The organism is Pantoea sp. GM01 (genome assembly GCF_000282675.1).
Taxonomy (GTDB): Bacteria; Pseudomonadota; Gammaproteobacteria; order Enterobacterales; family Enterobacteriaceae; genus Pantoea; species Pantoea nemavictus.
The window spans coordinates 15,004-31,338 of sequence record NZ_AKIU01000061.1; the positions used below are offsets into that span (position 1 = coordinate 15,004).

Here is a 16,335-nt window from a genome sequence, read left to right on the forward strand (position 1 = left end):
CATTTCAGCAAGAGACAATAGGGCGTACCTTAGGTACGCCCAGCGTGTTACTGATAGGTAATGGTAAAATCTGACGTTGCGTTTGCAGTTCCCGCAACCACGGCAGCCTGCGTCGCCTTATATTTCGCTACGAAGGTCATCTTATTGCTGTTAGCGGGTTCTTCGCCTGCGCTGGTATCAAGCGTGATGCTCTTAGACTGGGTAGCCAGCGGAATCGCGGTGATGCCATCCTCTTCATAAAAGGCAACGCCAACGCCTTTCGCTGTTTGACCGCTGTTCAGTGCAAGAATATTGGTGTCGGAGCTGTCCGCGTTACCATCAAACTTAATAGCGGCAGAGGTAACGGCCGCAGGGCAGTTGTTCAACACAATGCTGAAGCGGGTTGCGGCAGCAACGGATCCGGCCGCGTTAAACGAGCTTTTCGGGATTTTGCCGAGGTTAACGGTCTGATTCGCCGTATTGGTATCAATCGTACAGGCAGAATCCAGAATGGTGCCGGTAAAGTTGATCTTTCCATCTGCTGCGCTGGCGGCAAACGTTATTCCAGAAACGGCTGCAGCCGCGACCATATTTCGAAAGACACTGCTTAACTTTATTTGCATTGCTATATATCCTCAGGATTAAAGTTGTCTGCACAAAAATTAACTTTTGCGCAGGAAGAGCGGAACAGGGCCGCTAAATCAGAATTTTCTATCAAGGAAATACTTGTGTATTATTTATCTATGAACACCCAGGCTCTGCGATGATAAAAGTAAAATAAGCTGTTTCATCTCCAGACCGCTGCCTAATGCCAGACGATTTCGCACATAGTAATTCTTGTTAATTTCGCATTTATTTCTAATTTGATACTGGCTCGTCGATTTATCATAAACCCTTAGGAGAAAGTTTAAATGATCGCCCGACAGTCGTGTCGATAGCTTTTGATACAATACGTCTTTTAATACGCATGGGCTTTCTGCAACCCGATGTTTAGAGACGCGATCGCACAGCTGCTTAAGATCTTTAAGCGTGGTGACAAGCCGGAAAAATTTTAAATAAACGTTTTCCTTATTATTCTCTGGCGCTATAAAATAGGTTAGACGTAATAATTCCCTCGCCGCAAGTCGGTAATAGAGCCACCGAATATCCTCGCTATTCTCTCCTATTGTATCGATAAGAATGTAAGACTTATTTAGGACGGTCGCGCTTACTAAAAATTCCAACCGATTGTCAAAATAAAATATTTTCCCATTGGCTGAGGTTAATGAAGTGACTGCCTGCCTCATGGCAAAGTTTCGTGAGAAAACTAGTAGCGTTGTCAAAATTTATTCCTTACGAAATTAATCATCGTCATTGTGAAGAAGGTTTGAAAACATATATGCGTTCTAAAGATCCGTAGTCGATTTTGTACGCTTTCCTATACATTCTTGCAAAAGGGTATCGTTCAAAGCCCACGGTATTAAATGCGTTCTGGATTTTCTTCATCATTGACAACAAATAGGATTTTGAACACCGGAGTCCATAATCTTCAAAAACATGTATGATGATGTCATTATCGTAGACAATTTCATTATCCATCCCCGCCAGGAGATACTCGAACAGTCTCGCTTTCGTCGTACCGAATCTTTTAATACGTCCATTCTTGGTGTTAATAAGCGTTCTGGTTGAAAGCCGATACTCAAGATGCTGGAAAATCGTGTATCCATACAACAGCTCGTCAGAGACTAAAGGCACAAAGACTCCTTAGAAGTTTACCGTTCCCATTTCCATGTCAGCGCTTTCTCCATGCGATAAGCTTTAGTGATCATCTGGCGTAATAAATGTTATTAAAATGGAGAAAATGTGACAATGGGACTAATTTATTAAAGTAAATCACTACCATCAACATTCAATGCGATACAAAAATCTGCGTGGTAACTTTTTTAAAGTTTAAAAACACAAATGTTGCATATTTGTTTCGATAAATCGCATTGCAAAACAAAAAATTTACTAAAGTATATTTAGCTAAAATTCGCATGAAAATAGCAAAAAGATCTAAATGAAATAAACACCGTCTTATAATCAATGAGTTATAAAGATAATTCAGCCCTGTTAAACCTAGACTTAATAGGGTTGTTTTAGGATTTTTCATGGCGTTTTTTACGGTTTTTCCATCAGGAAATTCACAAACACGGAGTGTTCTCTACGTACAAACGTTTTGGCACGCCAAAAACGCAAAAAACGATTAAAAGTAATAAGTTGAATAGAAATCCCTTCCCAGATCAATTTTCTCAATTCACATTGACAATAATGGCCGCTGTGTCCTAAAGGCAAAAGTAAGGCTCGTGATTAAACATGGCCGCAAATAAATGGAAGACGCCCGAAGGGAAGTCGGTCTCAGGGAACATCACGCTATTCTTCAGCGTCTCCGCCACCTCTTGCATCGCTGGAAAGTAGAGCATCTCCATCATCTGGCTAGTAAAGTGCGTACCGGGTGTCCAGCAACGAATCTCCTGACTTACTTCTTCAGGGTAGGGACCGCTCCTGGCATATTGCGAAAAGCTATTAATGAAAGGTCTGCTATCAACGTGAAACTGACCGACCTACTTCCCGATAAATAACCATCAAGAGATACGTCATTCTTCATGAGTAACGCGAAGAGAACGGAGCTGTGTTTGTTAGCTATGACGTTAATTTAGCGTCCGCACTGGCATGACCAATTTGCTGTTGCACTCAGCCAACACCCATTCAACACCCCGAAGGGGTTGTAATCACTGTGGTCGATCAGGGATATTGATGCGGCTATTCACAGCGCGGTTGAAGAGGGAAGGGAGCAAGGTGAAAACGTCGGGAACCAATCTGGAACATGCACGCGCGCACAATCGTCGCGTGATCATTGAAGCCATTCGCCTGCATGGCGAATTGACCCGCGCCGAACTGGCTCGTCTGACCGCGCTAACCCCGCAGACCGTGTCAAACATCGTCGCTGAACTGGAGCAGGCGGAACTGCTGACCAGCCGCGAACCGCGCAAGCAAGGGCGCGGACAGCCGGCGATTCCGGTGACGCTCAATCCGGCCAGCGCTTTTTCCATTGGTATCCATCTTGATCATCAAACGCTGCTGATTGTGCTGGTGGATCTCACCGGCGAAATTCACTTCCGCCGCCTGATTCTGGTGCAAAAGCCCGAGCCGGATGCCACATTAGCGCGTATTGAGGCGGTGCTGAGCGAGATCAAAACGCAACTGGGTGATCGCTGGCAAAAGGTGCTCGGCATTGGCGTGGTGATGCCGGGACCGTTTGGCGTTGAGGGCATCTCTTCGGTGGGGCCCACCACGCTGCACGGCTGGGAGCAGGTGGATATTGAAGCCAAACTGGCGGCGATGAGTGGCGTGCCGGTAACGCTGGAGAACGATGCCACGGTAGCGGCGATTGGCGAGCGTTTTCATGGTGTGGCGCGCCAGCTGAACTCGTTTATCTACCTCTACATCGGCACCGGTTTGGGCGCGGGCATCATCATGGATGGTCACGTATACAGCGGCCACGCGCATAACGCCGGTGAAGTGGGGCATGTGGTGGTTGAACCCGGCGGACGCGAATGCTATTGCGGCAATAACGGCTGTCTTGAGCGCTATGTGTCGCTGCAAGCGGCGTATGAGTTCTGTGGCCTCGACCCAATGACGGCGCTGCCGGAAGATCTGCTCGAGGTCGATCCGGCGCTGTTCGACCGCTGGATTGATACCATGCTCACGCCGCTGCGCCAGGCGATTAATCTGCTGGAGTGCATCTTTGATGCCGAAAGCGTGATCATCGGCGGCATGATGCCGGCCGCGCTGCTGGACAAAATCATCCGTCGCCTGCCGCCGCTGTATCAATCGGTGCGTGGCCGTTATCTCACCGGCACCCGTTTAAAAATTGGTATGACCGGAAGCGATACCGCCGCGCTGGGCGCCGCGGCGCTGCCGATTTTCGACGAGTTTAATCCGCAGTTTCAGGTGTTGATGAAGTGATCAGGCCGTGACATTTACAGCGGTTTTCCGCTTCTCCTTCACCCTCCAGACTAACCACAGCGCAATAAACCACGTCGGCGAAACCGTTAAAGCGGCGAGCGTGTCGGGATCGAACACCATGATTACTACCGAGAACAGGAAGAACATCAGCGTGGCCCAGGCCATGACGACGCCACCGGGCATTTTAAATTTCGATTTTTGATGCAGATCCGCACGTTGCCGGCGATACACCAGATAGGACACCAGAATCATTCCCCAGCAGTAGATCACCAGAATCGCGGCCAGGGTGGAAACGATGGTGAACAGCGTAGAGACATTCGGCACAAGGAACAGCAGCAGGGTTCCGCTCAGCATACAGAAGCAGGAGAACAGCAGGCTGCGCAGCGGGATGCGCGTGGTGCGCGACAGAATGCGGAATTGCCAGTGTGCATGCTTTTCAACCGACAAGCCATACAACATGCGGGTACTGGAGTAGACGCCACTATTGGCGGAAGACATCGCCGATGTGAGCGCCACGAAATTGATGATCGCCGCCGCCGCAGGCAGGCCTGCCTTAGCAAACAGCGTGACAAACGGGCTGGTGTCTGGCGAAACGCCCTGCCAGGAGGTGACCGCAATAATCACCATCATCGAGAGCAGGTAAAAAACCACAATACGCAGCGGCAGAGCGTTGATGGCGCGCGGCAGTATTTTCTCGGGATCGCGCGTTTCCGCGGTCATGGTGCCTAGCAGCTCAATTCCGGTATAAGAGAAAATAGCGATTTGGAAACCTGCGAGAAAGCCGGTGATGCCATGCGGCATAAACACGGCGGGATCGGTCAGATTATGTAGCGATGCGGTGACGCCATCAGGCGAGGTCCAGCCGGTAAACACCATCCATCCACCGGTTAAAATCAGCGCAATGATGGTAATCACTTTGATCAGTGCAAACCAGAACTCCGCTTCACCAAAGGCTTTCACCGACAGCATGTTAAACAGACAGAGAATGCCTAAGGTAAAGAGTGCCGGTATCCACGCCGACATTTCCGGGAACCAATACTGCATATAGGCGCCGCATACCACCACGTCGGCGATGCAGGTGACGACCCAGCTCAGCCAATACGACCAACCCAAATAGAAGCTGGCTTTCGGCCCGAGATAATCACCGACGAAATCGGCAAATGAACGATAGTCCAGCCGGGTCAGCAGCAACTCACCCATCGCGCGCATCACCATATAGCTGAAAAAACCGACCAGAATGTAGATGATCAAAATAGAGGTTCCGGCAACGGCAATATTGCGTCCTGCTCCCATAAACAGCCCGGTGCCAATGGAGCCTCCCAGCGCGATCATCTGAATATGACGTTCGCTGAGCCCGCGCTGCAGTTTTTGCGGGGCGTCGTTAGCCCGAGCAGGCTGAATCTGCTCTCGTATCGGTTTGTTAGACACAATAATTCCTTCAGTCTGGCAAAGAGGCGCATAGCGATGCCTGCCCGCAAGCATCAGTGGCAAGTTAGGGTTTTATTCTTTCCGCAAAGGCATAGCTAAACGAATCTGTTAAGCGCAGTGAAACAGGCACGTTTAAATAGTTGAAAGAAAAACAAAACTAATAAAAGCCTAAATCATGATCGATATTTCCCGCTGAGTTTCACTCATCGTGGTTGCCTGAGTTAACAAAGTCAATGCGATAAAATAACACTTTATTCACTTTTTGATGACCATCAAAGAACTGAAAAATAGGAAAAAAATCCAATATTATGCAGTTTAGTGAATATTTTATGCATAAAAATGCACGCATTAAGGGGGCGTTTCAATGCTTATTTATTCATTCACCAACACGGTTTGGCATGGAAAAAATTAATGATTTCTTTTTTCGTCGTGATTCTGTTTTTTTAAAAGTGCTAAATTAAAGCCTGCCTAGTGCAATGCATTACCTTTCCACGTCTTTTCAATATAAATAACTCTGAATAAACAGGCTTCTCATGGAAAAGTTATCTTACGCGTCTGAAAGCAGTACATCTCCCTGGACTACCTACCTGAGCCAAATTGACCGCGTTGCGCCTTACCTCGGTGAATTGTCTCGCTGGATTGAAACGCTGCGTCATCCCAAAAGAGCACTGATTGTCGACATCCCGGTACAGATGGATGACGGCTCCATCCGCCACTTTGAAGGCTATCGCGTGCAGCACAACTTATCGCGCGGGCCAGGCAAAGGCGGCGTGCGTTACCATCCAGCGGTAGACCTGAACGAAGTGATGGCGCTCTCTGCCTGGATGACCATCAAATGTGCGGCGGTCAACCTGCCATATGGCGGGGCAAAAGGGGGCATCCGCGTTGATCCTCATGCGTTATCAGAAGGTGAGCTGGAGCGATTAACTCGCCGCTACACCAGTGAAATCGGTCTGATTATTGGGCCACAGAAAGATATTCCAGCGCCAGATGTCGGTACCAACGGCAAAGTCATGGCCTGGATGATGGACACGTACTCGATGAACCATGGCACCACCATTACGGGCGTGGTGACCGGCAAACCGATCCATCTTGGTGGCTCGTTAGGCCGCGAAAAAGCCACTGGCCGCGGCGTATTTATCACCGGACGTGAAGTGGCGCAACGCTCTAACATCACCATTGAAGGTGCGCGCGTGGCGCTGCAGGGCTTTGGTAACGTAGGTAGCGAAGCAGCCCGTCTGTTTGCCGAAGCCGGGGCGCGCGTGGTGGTGATTCAGGATCACACCGCTACCTTGTTCAACGAGGACGGGATCGATTTGAATGCGCTGAGTGCGTGGCAGATTGAGCACAAGCAGATCGCCGGTTTCCCCGGTGCGCGTGAAATCGAGAAAGAGCAATTCTGGACCACGGCGATGGATATTCTGATCCCGGCGGCGCTTGAAGGGCAGATTACGCGTGAGCGTGCGGAAATTATCAGTGCAAAACTGGTACTTGAAGGCGCGAACGGCCCAACTTACCCGGATGCCGATGATGTGCTGGCCAACCGTGGCGTGCAGGTGGTTCCGGACGTGATCTGTAATGCCGGCGGGGTAACGGTCAGTTACTTCGAGTGGGTGCAGGATATGGCGAGTTTCTTCTGGAGCGAAGACGAAATTAATAAGCGTATGGATCGCATCATGACCGAAGCGATGATTCACGTTTGGGATAAGGCGGCAGAAAAACGCTGTTCACTGCGCACCGCCGCTTATATTGTTGCCTGCGAACGTATTCTACTGGCACGTAAAGATCGCGGTATTTATCCTGGCTAATTTACTTTGTTGTTAACGCTGCTGTGCAAAACCGGGAGTGATACCATTTCCGGTTTTAAATTTCCTCAAATAACCTGCTTCATCGTAAAAACACACTCAGTCTAGCGTCGTAATATTACGCTTCGCTTTAATTGTTTTTTTGGAATTAAACCCAGTGCATTTATTTGATTAATGTAAGAAAAGCTAAGTGCATTGATAAAACGTCATCGCCGCTGCGAGAGGACGTTTATCCTGTCGTTCATGCCAGATTTACCCCACGCAGGCCTGACCAGCAGCGCGCCGCCGACTGGGTAACCATCACCAAGGGCTCCTCGCTAAACTCACTCACTAACGTAACGATCCTATCGGTTAAACTCCTTATATTTTCACTACCTACATAAACATATTCATTGGTGGGTAAAACGTAAGCATAACCTTTCTCACAGACCAGGCTACGCGAAAATCCATGTTCCAGCATGGCATACAGCAGTTCAATTTGCGTGCCTGCAGTGGGATCTTTCAGTTCGATGCGAATAGTGTAACTGAGCATAATGTCATCTCCGGCTAAATAAAATTTAAGTTTACTTAATTTTAATTCGTCCGAAAATTTTATTTCCAGTTTAAGATAAATCCTAACGAGCATTGAGCTATAAGCGAAGGGTGCAGGTTATTATTTTTAGTAATGACTGGTACTATTAAGCGCAGCGATATTCATTCATATGATATTAAATTAATTAACCTGGCGTTTATTCCGTTCGGCTTATTTAGGTTGCTATTTAATTAGAGGTGGCGGACTTCATAGGGCTATAATTAATTTATGGCTCATTCTGATTTGGTTGCTAAAAAAGCGTGCAAGACAGCTTCCGCAAAGGGCGATTTTTAAGAGTGGTGTTAATCCTATTTATCTTATGCCTCATGTGGAGTAGCAGATGAAATTAACCGTAACAGATTTCTACGTGTTTAGTCGGGAAGATGCTGATGGCTGCTGCTATCTTCATCGTGATGGCTGCCGTTTGAGCCCTGCCTACAACAATCGTGTGTTTATGGGATCCTTTTATTCGTCTGAACACGCCTGGCAGTATTTTTATACCCATCACGGTGAGCACCGGGCCGCGCTTTGTCTGTTGTGTATGAAAGAGTGAGGTCAAGCTTACTCAGCCGAAACATGCCACAAACGGTGGATAACACAACTGCCCCTAAAGCGGTTGCTGCGCAAAGGCCTCTTTAAGCGCATCAATCGCACAGCGAAGCCGCTGGGGCATCGCGGCGGTTTTCAACCACACCGCGTAAATCGGTAGGCTGTTACTGCGCGTTCTTCAGCAGCCACGGCTGGGATCGCCCTTGCTCAAGCAGGTTCAGATGCGGGAAGGAGGATATACAAGCCTTATTTGTTATTAACGTGTTGTAACATGAGGGTATATTGGGCAGCCAGCTAATACCCTAAAGAAATTTTATCCACTTCATCAAGTGAACCCTGAATTATGTATATTATTTCCCAGGGTTCGTTAAAAATGTCACTTATATCAGTTTATCTGATAGGAGAGTTTGATGGTTAACGGATGACCGTCTACGCTGTAGCTTGTTTCATTATCCAGAGATAAAATATTGCCACTATAAACTACGCGTACGCTATCTTTCGCGTCTTGTGTAATAGACGAAATACTGCCGTAACCTTCCATAAATGGAATCTGTTTTTTTAATTCCATTAGCAAATGCTGATTGGTGCCGAGTAAATGATCCGAAAGGTAGTAGCGATAAAGGGTGGACACTGTCGCGCTGCCGCTGTCGTTCATCGTCGTATAGAGCCATAAGTGGTCACTGATTCGATGGCTATTTTGTAATGTATCGTTGGCGCGATTATCACTTTGTGTATTTAGCCATAGCAAGCTGATGACACCTATCAATAGGCCAACTGTAATGGCGCAATGCAGCCATTTAGTAACCGAGTTGACGCGCATATTCAATGCCTTCACGGATAGCTCGTTGATCGATAGGGTCATCTCCATAAGGGGCATCGCCGTACCATCGGTTCCATTTTCCCCTTGAAGATGCCATTCCGTGCTCCTAAAACTTTCCCTGTTCTGACGATTATCATAAAACCTCCATTTTATTGCGGGTATTAAAATAAATCTCACTAATGTGCTATACCCTTCATTCCAGAATAAAAATCTTCCCGTTTGTTTGTTAAAACAGGATGCCTGCATTTTAGCGGCTGACTTTTTTACACCCTAAGATTTTGCAGTTGAATTATCTCTGCCCTACGCATTTATCACAGGTAATGGAGTTTGATCCTGTCTAAACAGAAATGCTTTGAATCTATTGGTGCTGTAACGATTATCTATTTTAATCCCTCACTTTCTCACAAGAGACTGCCGCATGCCGAAGCCCCACACTACATCTGATGCCCAGAAGCGCGCGTTGATCGCCGGTTCTGTGGGTAATTTCATTGAGTGGTATGAGTTTGCCGTTTACGGCTTTCTCGCCACGGTGATCGCGCAAAACTTCTTTCGTCTGCAGGGCGAAGCGGAGCTGACCGGTCTTATCCTGACCTATGCTTCCTTTGCGGTGGCCTTCTTTTTCAGGCCGTTGGGGGCGATATTTTTTGGCCGCATGGGCGACCGCCTTGGGCGCAAGCCTACGCTGATTTTCGTCTTGATCATGATGACATTGGTGACGACAGCCATTGGTCTCATTCCTGTCTATGCCAGCATTGGCGTGGCGGCACCGCTGATCATTACCGGGCTGCGTATTCTGCAGGGCCTGTTCGCCGGTGGAGAATACGGCGGCGCGGTTTCCCTGATGACGGAATTCGCGCCTAAAGGAGAGCGCGGACGCTACGGCGCCTGGCAATCTTTCACCGTGGCATTAGGCCTGCTGGCGGGGGCAGGCATTGTGGCACTGCTCTCTGCGCTATTGACGGCGGATGAGATGCACAGCTGGGGCTGGCGTATTCCGTTCTTCCTCGCCTTGCCGATGGGTGCAGTAGCGCTGTGGTTGCGCTATAGCATGGAAGAGACGCCGAGCTTTGTGCGTCAGCAACAGGCCAAACAACAGCGTCAACCTCAACCGGTTAGCGCCAGCGTGGGAGCAACGTTAAAAACTATCTTGCTGGCAATTAGCCGCGTGATGGTGTGGTCGGCGGCGGGCTATACCTATCTGGTGATTATGCCTACCTATTTGCAATCATCGCTGCACACCGGTTTTAATCAGGCGCTACTGATTGCGGTGATCTCGAATCTTGGCTTTGCGGCGACCATTATTCCGGCGGGGATCCTCAGCGACAAAATCGGTCGGCGCAGCGTAATGGTGATCGCCGCATGCTTATTACTGGTGCTGGCGCTTCCGTTATTGAAAGTATTACAGGCCGAATCTTCGACGCTGCTGATTAAAGCGATGGTGGTGTTTGTCGCGGGTGGAATTGTCGGATTGCTGGCCGGACCGGGCCCGGCGATGTTGGCGGAAATGTTCCCAACGCGCGTGCGCTACACCGGACTTGGACTGGCCTATTCATTATCCAATGCGATTTTCTCCGGCTGTGCGGGACTGATCATCACCTCGCTGATTAAACAAACGGGTAATCTGGATATTCCGGCCTGGTACATTATGGTGACCGCCGCGATCAGTATTCCAGCACTGATGACGCTAAATAAGAGAGATCATTTGCGATCGCTGGATGAATAACAGTGAAGTCTGATGTAAAAGGGCGCCTTTACGCTGCGCCCTGCGAAAACAATTAACTGCCGCCAACAAGGTGAGTACAACGTTTATTCACATCCCAGCTCGGTTCCGGCACCGTTTGGAATTCGGTAAACACATTCGCGGGATTGGTCTTAGCCGTAATGGTGTACGACTCTGGAATTTCGCGCGCACCGTAGCGTGGGGCGAGGAAATAGCGCTTACCCGGTTTTGGAATCAACGAAACCCACTGGGTTATCACATAGCCAGATGGGTTATAGAGGTACTGTCCGGCGACCACGGCATTGGGTCCGCCGCCGGTCAGCTGCTGAAAAGCAACCAATCTGTTTGGCGGGACTTTACGGGTGATGACGCTGCCATCGGCGCCCAGCACGCTGGAGTCTAATTCGTAACGTTCAACGCGGTCATAACAATCGCCTTTCTTTTCATAGAAAGCGACATAAAGTGTGCCGACATGGCCTTTATATTCCTGCACCACCAAGGTTGCAGCATCAGCACCTGAATAATCTTTGTAGTCGAGCGGTAACAGCGCGGAGCAGCCTGTAAGTAGGCTAGCCGGAATAAAGGCCACCAGGCGTGACAATGATTGAATTGATAACAGCATGCGGTATTCCTTCCCTTATAAAATAACCGCAGCTGTTATCGGCACATCGTCGGTAAAGTTGATGGTAAAACGAAAAGCTATTCGGCCGATCCCGCCAGCCGAATAATGAGGTGCAATAGGGTTTAGCGGTTTACCATTTGTTTGATCGCTTCCTGCACCGGGACCTCTCCACCTGTCAGCTCGATGATGATGCGGCTAACGCCCGGCTGCTCGACCAGTTCTGCCAGCGTAGCCGCGACGTCATCGCGCGAGATAGCGCCATAAGGGATCGCCAGCCCGGTGCGCACCAGGCCGCTGCCTTTCTCATCCGTCAGCGTGCCGGGGCGCAGGATCACCCAATCAAGGTTACTTTCCGCCAGCGCGACGTCTGCCATCTTCTTCACGCGCATATAGTTTTCAAAGGTGGCGGAGAGGTTCTTCGCTCTGCCGGCTTCCGGAAACGCCGAGACCAGCAAAAAGCGCGCAATGCCGGCCTGCTGCGCGGCAGCCACGGCGGTGTTTAATCCTTCACCGTCAATAGCGTTGGTCATCTCTTCGCCGCCTTTGCCGCCGGCCCCGGCGGTAAACACCACCACGTCACTTCCCGCCATCAATGCTGCGAGAGAAGTCACCTCCAGCGCGGTTAAATCGCCGTTAATCGGCTCGGCGCCCAGCTCACGTAACGGCTGTTCCTGTTCGGCTTTACGGAACAGTGGATGGGCAACATGGCCCTTTTTAGCCAACAGGGCAGCAAGGCGGCGACCAATGTTTCCCGCACCGCCAATGATAAATACCTTGAACATATAGGCCTCTCTGGTGGGTTTGAAAGCTGGCAAGTGTAGGATGCGATTGTGGTTAGCGCCACTGACGGCTTATGGAACACGGGTTGGGTCTGGAAAAAAACAGCGCAGTTTCTGCCGCTCGCGCCCGCTCTCATCGATATTCTCCGCCGCCAGCCAGCGGCTTAATGCCTGATCAATCACCGGCCATTCACCATCAATAATCGATAACCAATCGGTATCACGATTGCGCTGTTTACGCGTCATCGCCTGACGGAAACGGCCTTCGAAGGTAAATCCCATGCGCTCTGCCGCGCGACGCGATCCCTGATTCAGCGAGTCACAGCGCCAGGCGACGCGGCGATAACCCAGCGCGAAGGCCTGCTTGAGTAATAGAGTTAACGCCTCGCTGCCCAATACGTTGCGCTGCATCAGCGGCGACCAGGTGACATGGCCAATCTCGATTGCCCCGTTTTGCACATCGATATTGGCAAAGCACACCGCACCGACAGCCTGTTGGCGTGCATTGTCGATCACCGCATAACACACTAATGCGCTGTCGCTCATTTTGTTGGAAATCCACTGTTCCATCTCGATTAATGATTGCGGTTTGGCAGCGCCCAGCCAGGTCCAGTCGCGATCGTCCGGTGCCAGCGAGAAGGCAGTAAACAGCGCCTCGCTGTGCACCCGCTGCAGCGGGGCTAGCTGACAAAAGCGGCCCGTAAGCACTGCCGTGGGAGGAAAAGTGGCGGGTTGCCAGTCGGGTAAGGGCACACCAACGGGCTGACCATATTGATTGAGTCGCGTCACATCATCTCCTGACTATGCGATTAGTGAATGTGAGTTTACTCCATCACCCAATGCCCAGCACTCACCTCGCGGTAGCGGCGCGTTTCCGGGACAAAACCCAGCGCGCGCACCGGACTTTTTAGTTCGCTGATGTCAATCTGGCGTTTCACATGACGACGAGCCGGATCGGGCACCGGCACCGAGGACAACAGTTTGCGCGTGTAGTCATGCTGCGGGTTTTCAAAGATAGCCGCACGCGGGCCAATCTCGACGATTTCTCCCAGCAGCATCACCGCGACGCGATGGCTAATGCGCTCTACCACCGCCATATCATGTGAAATAAACAGATACGACAAGCCAAGACTCTGTTGCAGGTCGAGCAGTAGATTGATGATTTGCGCTTTCACCGTGACATCCAGCGCCGACACGGATTCATCGGCGATGATCATTTTAGGATCGAGCATTAAAGCGCGCGCGATGCAGATGCGCTGGCGCTGGCCACCGGAAAATTCATGCGGATAACGTTTCATCATGCTGGCGGCCAGGCCAACGCGCTCCATCAGTGACGCCGCTTTTGCGCGCGCCTCGGCTTTGTTGCCTAAGCGATGCTGCAGAAAGGGTTCGGTAAGCGCCTCCAGCACCGACATACGCGGATTAAGGCTGGCGAACGGATCCTGGAAAATCATCTGCATGGCGCGGCGCAGGGTGCGCAGTTCATTGGCGGAGAGATTCAGCACGTCGTAACCATCAAAGGCCACTTCGCCCGCCGCCGGCGTGACAAGTCGGGTTAACGATCGTCCGGTGGTCGATTTTCCGCAGCCCGATTCGCCCACCAGCGACAAGGTTTCACCCGGCATTAAATCAAATGAGATGTTCTCCACTGCATGCACCGCGCCGGTTTTGCGGCTAAACACCCCTTCATGGATGCTGAAGCGGGTGCTGAGATTTTTCACTGATAGCAGCGGCTGGCGCGGTGTCGCGGCAGCTGCGGCGAATGCCGTTGCCTTATCATCAAGGGAGAACTTACGCGGGCCATCAATGCCGCGCATCGCACCTAACTGCGGCACGGTGGCAATCAGCGTGCGGGTATAATCGGCGGCGGGTGCCGAGAAGATGGCGGCGGTGGTGCCGGTTTCTACTACATCGCCTTGATACATCACTAATGTACGATCGGACACTTCGGCAACCACGCCCATATCATGCGTGATAAACAGCACGGCGGTGCCTTCCTCTTCCTGCAACGTTTTAATCAGGTCGAGAATCTGCCCCTGAATCGTCACGTCGAGCGCGGTAGTGGGCTCATCCGCAATCAACAGCTTTGGCCGCAGCGCCAGCGCCATGGCAATCATCACGCGCTGACGCATCCCGCCGGAGAAATGGTGCGGATAATCATTAAAACGTTTGGCGGCATTCGGGATGCGTACCTTCTCCAGCAGACGAATCGTCTGTTCACGCGCGGCACGTTTACTGATTTTGCGATGATTGATCAGCGCTTCCGCAATCTGATTGCCGATAGTGAAGGAGGGATTCAGGCTGGTCATCGGCTCCTGAAAAATCATCGCTACCGCGTTACCCCGCATATCGCGCATGGCGGACTCGCTCAGCGTCAGCAGATCAACGCCATTGAGCATAACCTTGCCGCTTACGCGCGCGTGGCGCATGTTGAGTAAGCGCATAATCGCCATTGAGGTAACGCTTTTGCCCGATCCCGATTCACCGACGATCGCCAGCGTTTCGCCCGCCGCGACGGTTAACGACACATTTCTCACCACCTCGCGCCATTGATGGTCAACGCGGAAGGCGACCGTCAGATTTTCAATGCGCAGAACCGGTTCGACTGCTGCTGAGGCGCTGTTCATTTCGCTGCCACAAAACGCGCTGACAGGTGGCTTACCGGCAGGAAGCTGAAGTCGGTATCAAACGGGTAAGCAGGCTGCAATTTGCGCTTACGCGTTAAGCGTTCCACATACTGATCGACTACGCCTTCCGACAGCGCCATTAAATTAGGATTAGCCAGCGGCGCCAGCTCCGGCGACAAATAGCCCGATTTCACCACCACGATTTTGGCGCTTGCTGGATCGAGGCCGAGCAGGGCGAAATCCGCCAGGTTGTGATAGGGACGGCGACGATCGGCCACCACCAGCGTAATGCCGTCGATTTGCAGCAGCGCCTGTTTTGCCAGCGAACGGGCATCGTCGCTAAGATGCTTCACCACGAATTCGCCTTGCACTTTTCCGCCTGCCGGATCGAGCGAGGCACCCACGCTGAGCTGCAGCGTGGCGCCCACGCCAGCGGCAAACGCCGCATCGGTGGCGGGTTTATCGGTAATTCCTGCCACGATAACGTCCTGCGCTCGCTGGCGAATCAGTTCGGCCAACACATCAGCACGATCGCCCACGCCGCCGCCGGTAGGATTATCACCAGAATCCGCCAGAATGACCGGTGCGGTTTCACTGGCGATGGCCATGGTTACGCACTCATCAATGCTGCCGGTAACGCAGCCAAAACTGAATTCGTCGCGCGCCTGCCAGTAAGCTAATGCCAGTTTGGCCGCCTGCTCAGATAACACATCGGCGTCGGTACCGGTCATGATTGCAGCGGCGGTGGCACGTGGTTCATCGGCCCAAACGTAGCCAACCATCAGCGACGCATCCCAGATGTGTTCCAGCGCATTAATTGCAGGTAAACGTGCATACAAACTTTTGGCTGGCTCATCTTCCGTGCTGGTACGTTCACCGGGCAACACTACTGGAATCGGCGCCCATACCACGCCCGGTTTAACCCCGCTTTGCAGGCTTTTAACCAGCATCGATACCGAGCGGCGCATGGTCTCTTCCACATCAATGTGCGGCGCAGTGCGATAGGTGGAGAACATATCGATGGCGTCGATGATACGCTGGGTAACATTGCCATGCAGATCGTAGCTCACCGTAATCGGGCAATCTGCGCCAACTAACTCGCGGGTGGCGCTGATCCAGTCGCCTTCAGCATCTTCCATGCCTTCAACATACACCGCACCGTGCATGGCGAGATAAACGCCATCCACCGGTAAATGTGCGGCCAGGCGCGTCAGGAAATCGTGCTTAAAATCTTCGTAGGTGATGCGTGCCACCGGGCCGCCGGCGATGGCGCGCGCGTGGAAGGTGGGCAGAAACTCGGCATCATAATCCTGCAGAAAGGCAAAGTAGGGGTTGGTAATCAGGTCATCACCGCGCACGATGCGGAAGTCGTCGGCATAATTCAGCACCGGATTGTAAGTACTGCACTCAGTATGAATTCCACCAAAAGCAATGCGCATAGCAGCCTC

The 16,335-nt window shown here is 51.2% G+C and carries 14 protein-coding genes; 4 read left to right on the forward strand and 10 right to left on the reverse strand.

Translation table 11 applies throughout. The features are described 5' to 3' along the window. Window positions 1-47 precede the first annotated feature (47 nt). Both PMI17_RS17965 and PMI17_RS17970 read right to left on the reverse strand, forming a co-directional pair. On the reverse strand, window positions 48-602 hold the full coding sequence (locus PMI17_RS17965) for a fimbrial protein (RefSeq protein ID WP_007891190.1): 555 nt from the start codon (window positions 600-602) through the stop codon (window positions 48-50). Window positions 603-716: 114 nt separating this feature from the next. Further along, window positions 717-1,301 (reverse strand): hypothetical protein, encoded by a 585-nt coding sequence (locus PMI17_RS17970; protein ID WP_007891192.1) that lies wholly within the window; start codon window positions 1,299-1,301, stop codon window positions 717-719. A 1,495-nt stretch (window positions 1,302-2,796) separates the two neighbouring features. On the opposite strand from PMI17_RS17970, the gene PMI17_RS17980 reads away from it, so the two are divergent. After that, window positions 2,797-3,966 (forward strand): ROK family transcriptional regulator, encoded by a 1,170-nt coding sequence (locus tag PMI17_RS17980; RefSeq protein WP_036621751.1) that lies wholly within the window; start codon window positions 2,797-2,799, stop codon window positions 3,964-3,966. Here PMI17_RS17980 and PMI17_RS17985 read toward each other — a convergent pair whose 3' ends face one another. Further along, complete coding sequence (locus PMI17_RS17985) at window positions 3,967-5,379, reverse strand: amino acid permease (protein WP_162129970.1); 1,413 nt, start codon at window positions 5,377-5,379, stop codon at window positions 3,967-3,969. It abuts the gene before it with no gap. A 548-nt stretch (window positions 5,380-5,927) separates the two neighbouring features. Between PMI17_RS17985 and PMI17_RS17990 the strand changes: the two genes are divergently transcribed. After that, window positions 5,928-7,202 (forward strand): Glu/Leu/Phe/Val dehydrogenase, encoded by a 1,275-nt coding sequence (locus tag PMI17_RS17990; RefSeq protein ID WP_007891204.1) that lies wholly within the window; start codon window positions 5,928-5,930, stop codon window positions 7,200-7,202. 238 nt (window positions 7,203-7,440) lie between these two features. On the opposite strand, the gene PMI17_RS17995 is transcribed toward PMI17_RS17990, so the two are convergent. Beyond that, a complete protein-coding gene (locus PMI17_RS17995) occupies window positions 7,441-7,731 on the reverse strand; it encodes a hypothetical protein (protein WP_007891207.1) in 291 nt (96 codons plus the stop codon). Between the two features lie 379 nt (window positions 7,732-8,110). Here PMI17_RS17995 and PMI17_RS18000 point away from each other — a divergent pair, with 379 nt between their 5' ends. Then, window positions 8,111-8,323 carry a hypothetical protein gene (locus tag PMI17_RS18000; protein WP_007891215.1) on the forward strand — a complete coding sequence of 71 codons (213 nt, stop codon included), beginning with the start codon at window positions 8,111-8,113 and terminating at the stop codon, window positions 8,321-8,323. A gap of 381 nt (window positions 8,324-8,704) precedes the next feature. Here PMI17_RS18000 and PMI17_RS24535 read toward each other — a convergent pair whose 3' ends face one another. Then, a complete protein-coding gene (locus PMI17_RS24535; RefSeq protein ID WP_007891218.1) occupies window positions 8,705-9,385 on the reverse strand; it encodes a hypothetical protein in 681 nt (226 codons plus the stop codon). 172 nt (window positions 9,386-9,557) lie between these two features. Here PMI17_RS24535 and PMI17_RS18010 point away from each other — a divergent pair, with 172 nt between their 5' ends. Further along, window positions 9,558-10,862 (forward strand): MFS transporter, encoded by a 1,305-nt coding sequence (locus tag PMI17_RS18010; RefSeq protein WP_007891220.1) that lies wholly within the window; start codon window positions 9,558-9,560, stop codon window positions 10,860-10,862. A gap of 52 nt (window positions 10,863-10,914) precedes the next feature. On the opposite strand, the gene PMI17_RS18015 is transcribed toward PMI17_RS18010, so the two are convergent. The 5 genes from PMI17_RS18015 to PMI17_RS18035 form a co-directional block, all read right to left on the reverse strand. Further along, window positions 10,915-11,481: a hypothetical protein gene (locus PMI17_RS18015; RefSeq protein WP_007891221.1), complete on the reverse strand. Its 567-nt coding sequence runs from the start codon at window positions 11,479-11,481 to the stop codon at window positions 10,915-10,917. Between the two features lie 122 nt (window positions 11,482-11,603). Then, a complete protein-coding gene (locus PMI17_RS18020) occupies window positions 11,604-12,263 on the reverse strand; it encodes an NAD(P)H-binding protein (protein WP_007891222.1) in 660 nt (219 codons plus the stop codon). A gap of 69 nt (window positions 12,264-12,332) precedes the next feature. After that, window positions 12,333-13,049 (reverse strand): GNAT family N-acetyltransferase, encoded by a 717-nt coding sequence (locus PMI17_RS18025; protein ID WP_007891223.1) that lies wholly within the window; start codon window positions 13,047-13,049, stop codon window positions 12,333-12,335. Between the two features lie 35 nt (window positions 13,050-13,084). Continuing rightward, the gene (locus PMI17_RS18030) at window positions 13,085-14,887 is read right to left on the reverse strand and encodes an ABC transporter ATP-binding protein (RefSeq protein ID WP_007891224.1); all 1,803 of its coding nucleotides are present in this window, start codon (window positions 14,885-14,887) and stop codon (window positions 13,085-13,087) included. Continuing rightward, complete coding sequence (locus tag PMI17_RS18035; RefSeq protein WP_007891225.1) at window positions 14,884-16,326, reverse strand: M81 family metallopeptidase; 1,443 nt, start codon at window positions 16,324-16,326, stop codon at window positions 14,884-14,886. The genes PMI17_RS18030 and PMI17_RS18035 overlap by 4 nt, the downstream gene beginning before the upstream one ends. Window positions 16,327-16,335: the final 9 nt, after the last annotated feature.

Bases quoted from the DNA above. Each gene is read 5' to 3' on its own strand.
- PMI17_RS17965 (WP_007891190.1), bottom strand. From the start codon at position 602: ATGCAAATAAAGTTAAGCAGTGTCTTTCGAAATATGGTCGCGGCTGCA.
- PMI17_RS17990 (WP_007891204.1), top strand. From the start codon at position 5,928: ATGGAAAAGTTATCTTACGCGTCTGAAAGCAGTACATCTCCCTGGACT.
- PMI17_RS17995 (WP_007891207.1), bottom strand. From the start codon at position 7,731: ATGCTCAGTTACACTATTCGCATCGAACTGAAAGATCCCACTGCAGGC.
- PMI17_RS18000 (WP_007891215.1), top strand. From the start codon at position 8,111: ATGAAATTAACCGTAACAGATTTCTACGTGTTTAGTCGGGAAGATGCT.
- PMI17_RS24535 (WP_007891218.1), bottom strand. From the start codon at position 9,385: ATGCAGGCATCCTGTTTTAACAAACAAACGGGAAGATTTTTATTCTGG.
- PMI17_RS18010 (WP_007891220.1), top strand. From the start codon at position 9,558: ATGCCGAAGCCCCACACTACATCTGATGCCCAGAAGCGCGCGTTGATC.
- PMI17_RS18015 (WP_007891221.1), bottom strand. From the start codon at position 11,481: ATGCTGTTATCAATTCAATCATTGTCACGCCTGGTGGCCTTTATTCCG.
- PMI17_RS18020 (WP_007891222.1), bottom strand. From the start codon at position 12,263: ATGTTCAAGGTATTTATCATTGGCGGTGCGGGAAACATTGGTCGCCGC.
- PMI17_RS18030 (WP_007891224.1), bottom strand. From the start codon at position 14,887: ATGAACAGCGCCTCAGCAGCAGTCGAACCGGTTCTGCGCATTGAAAAT.
- PMI17_RS18035 (WP_007891225.1), bottom strand. From the start codon at position 16,326: ATGCGCATTGCTTTTGGTGGAATTCATACTGAGTGCAGTACTTACAAT.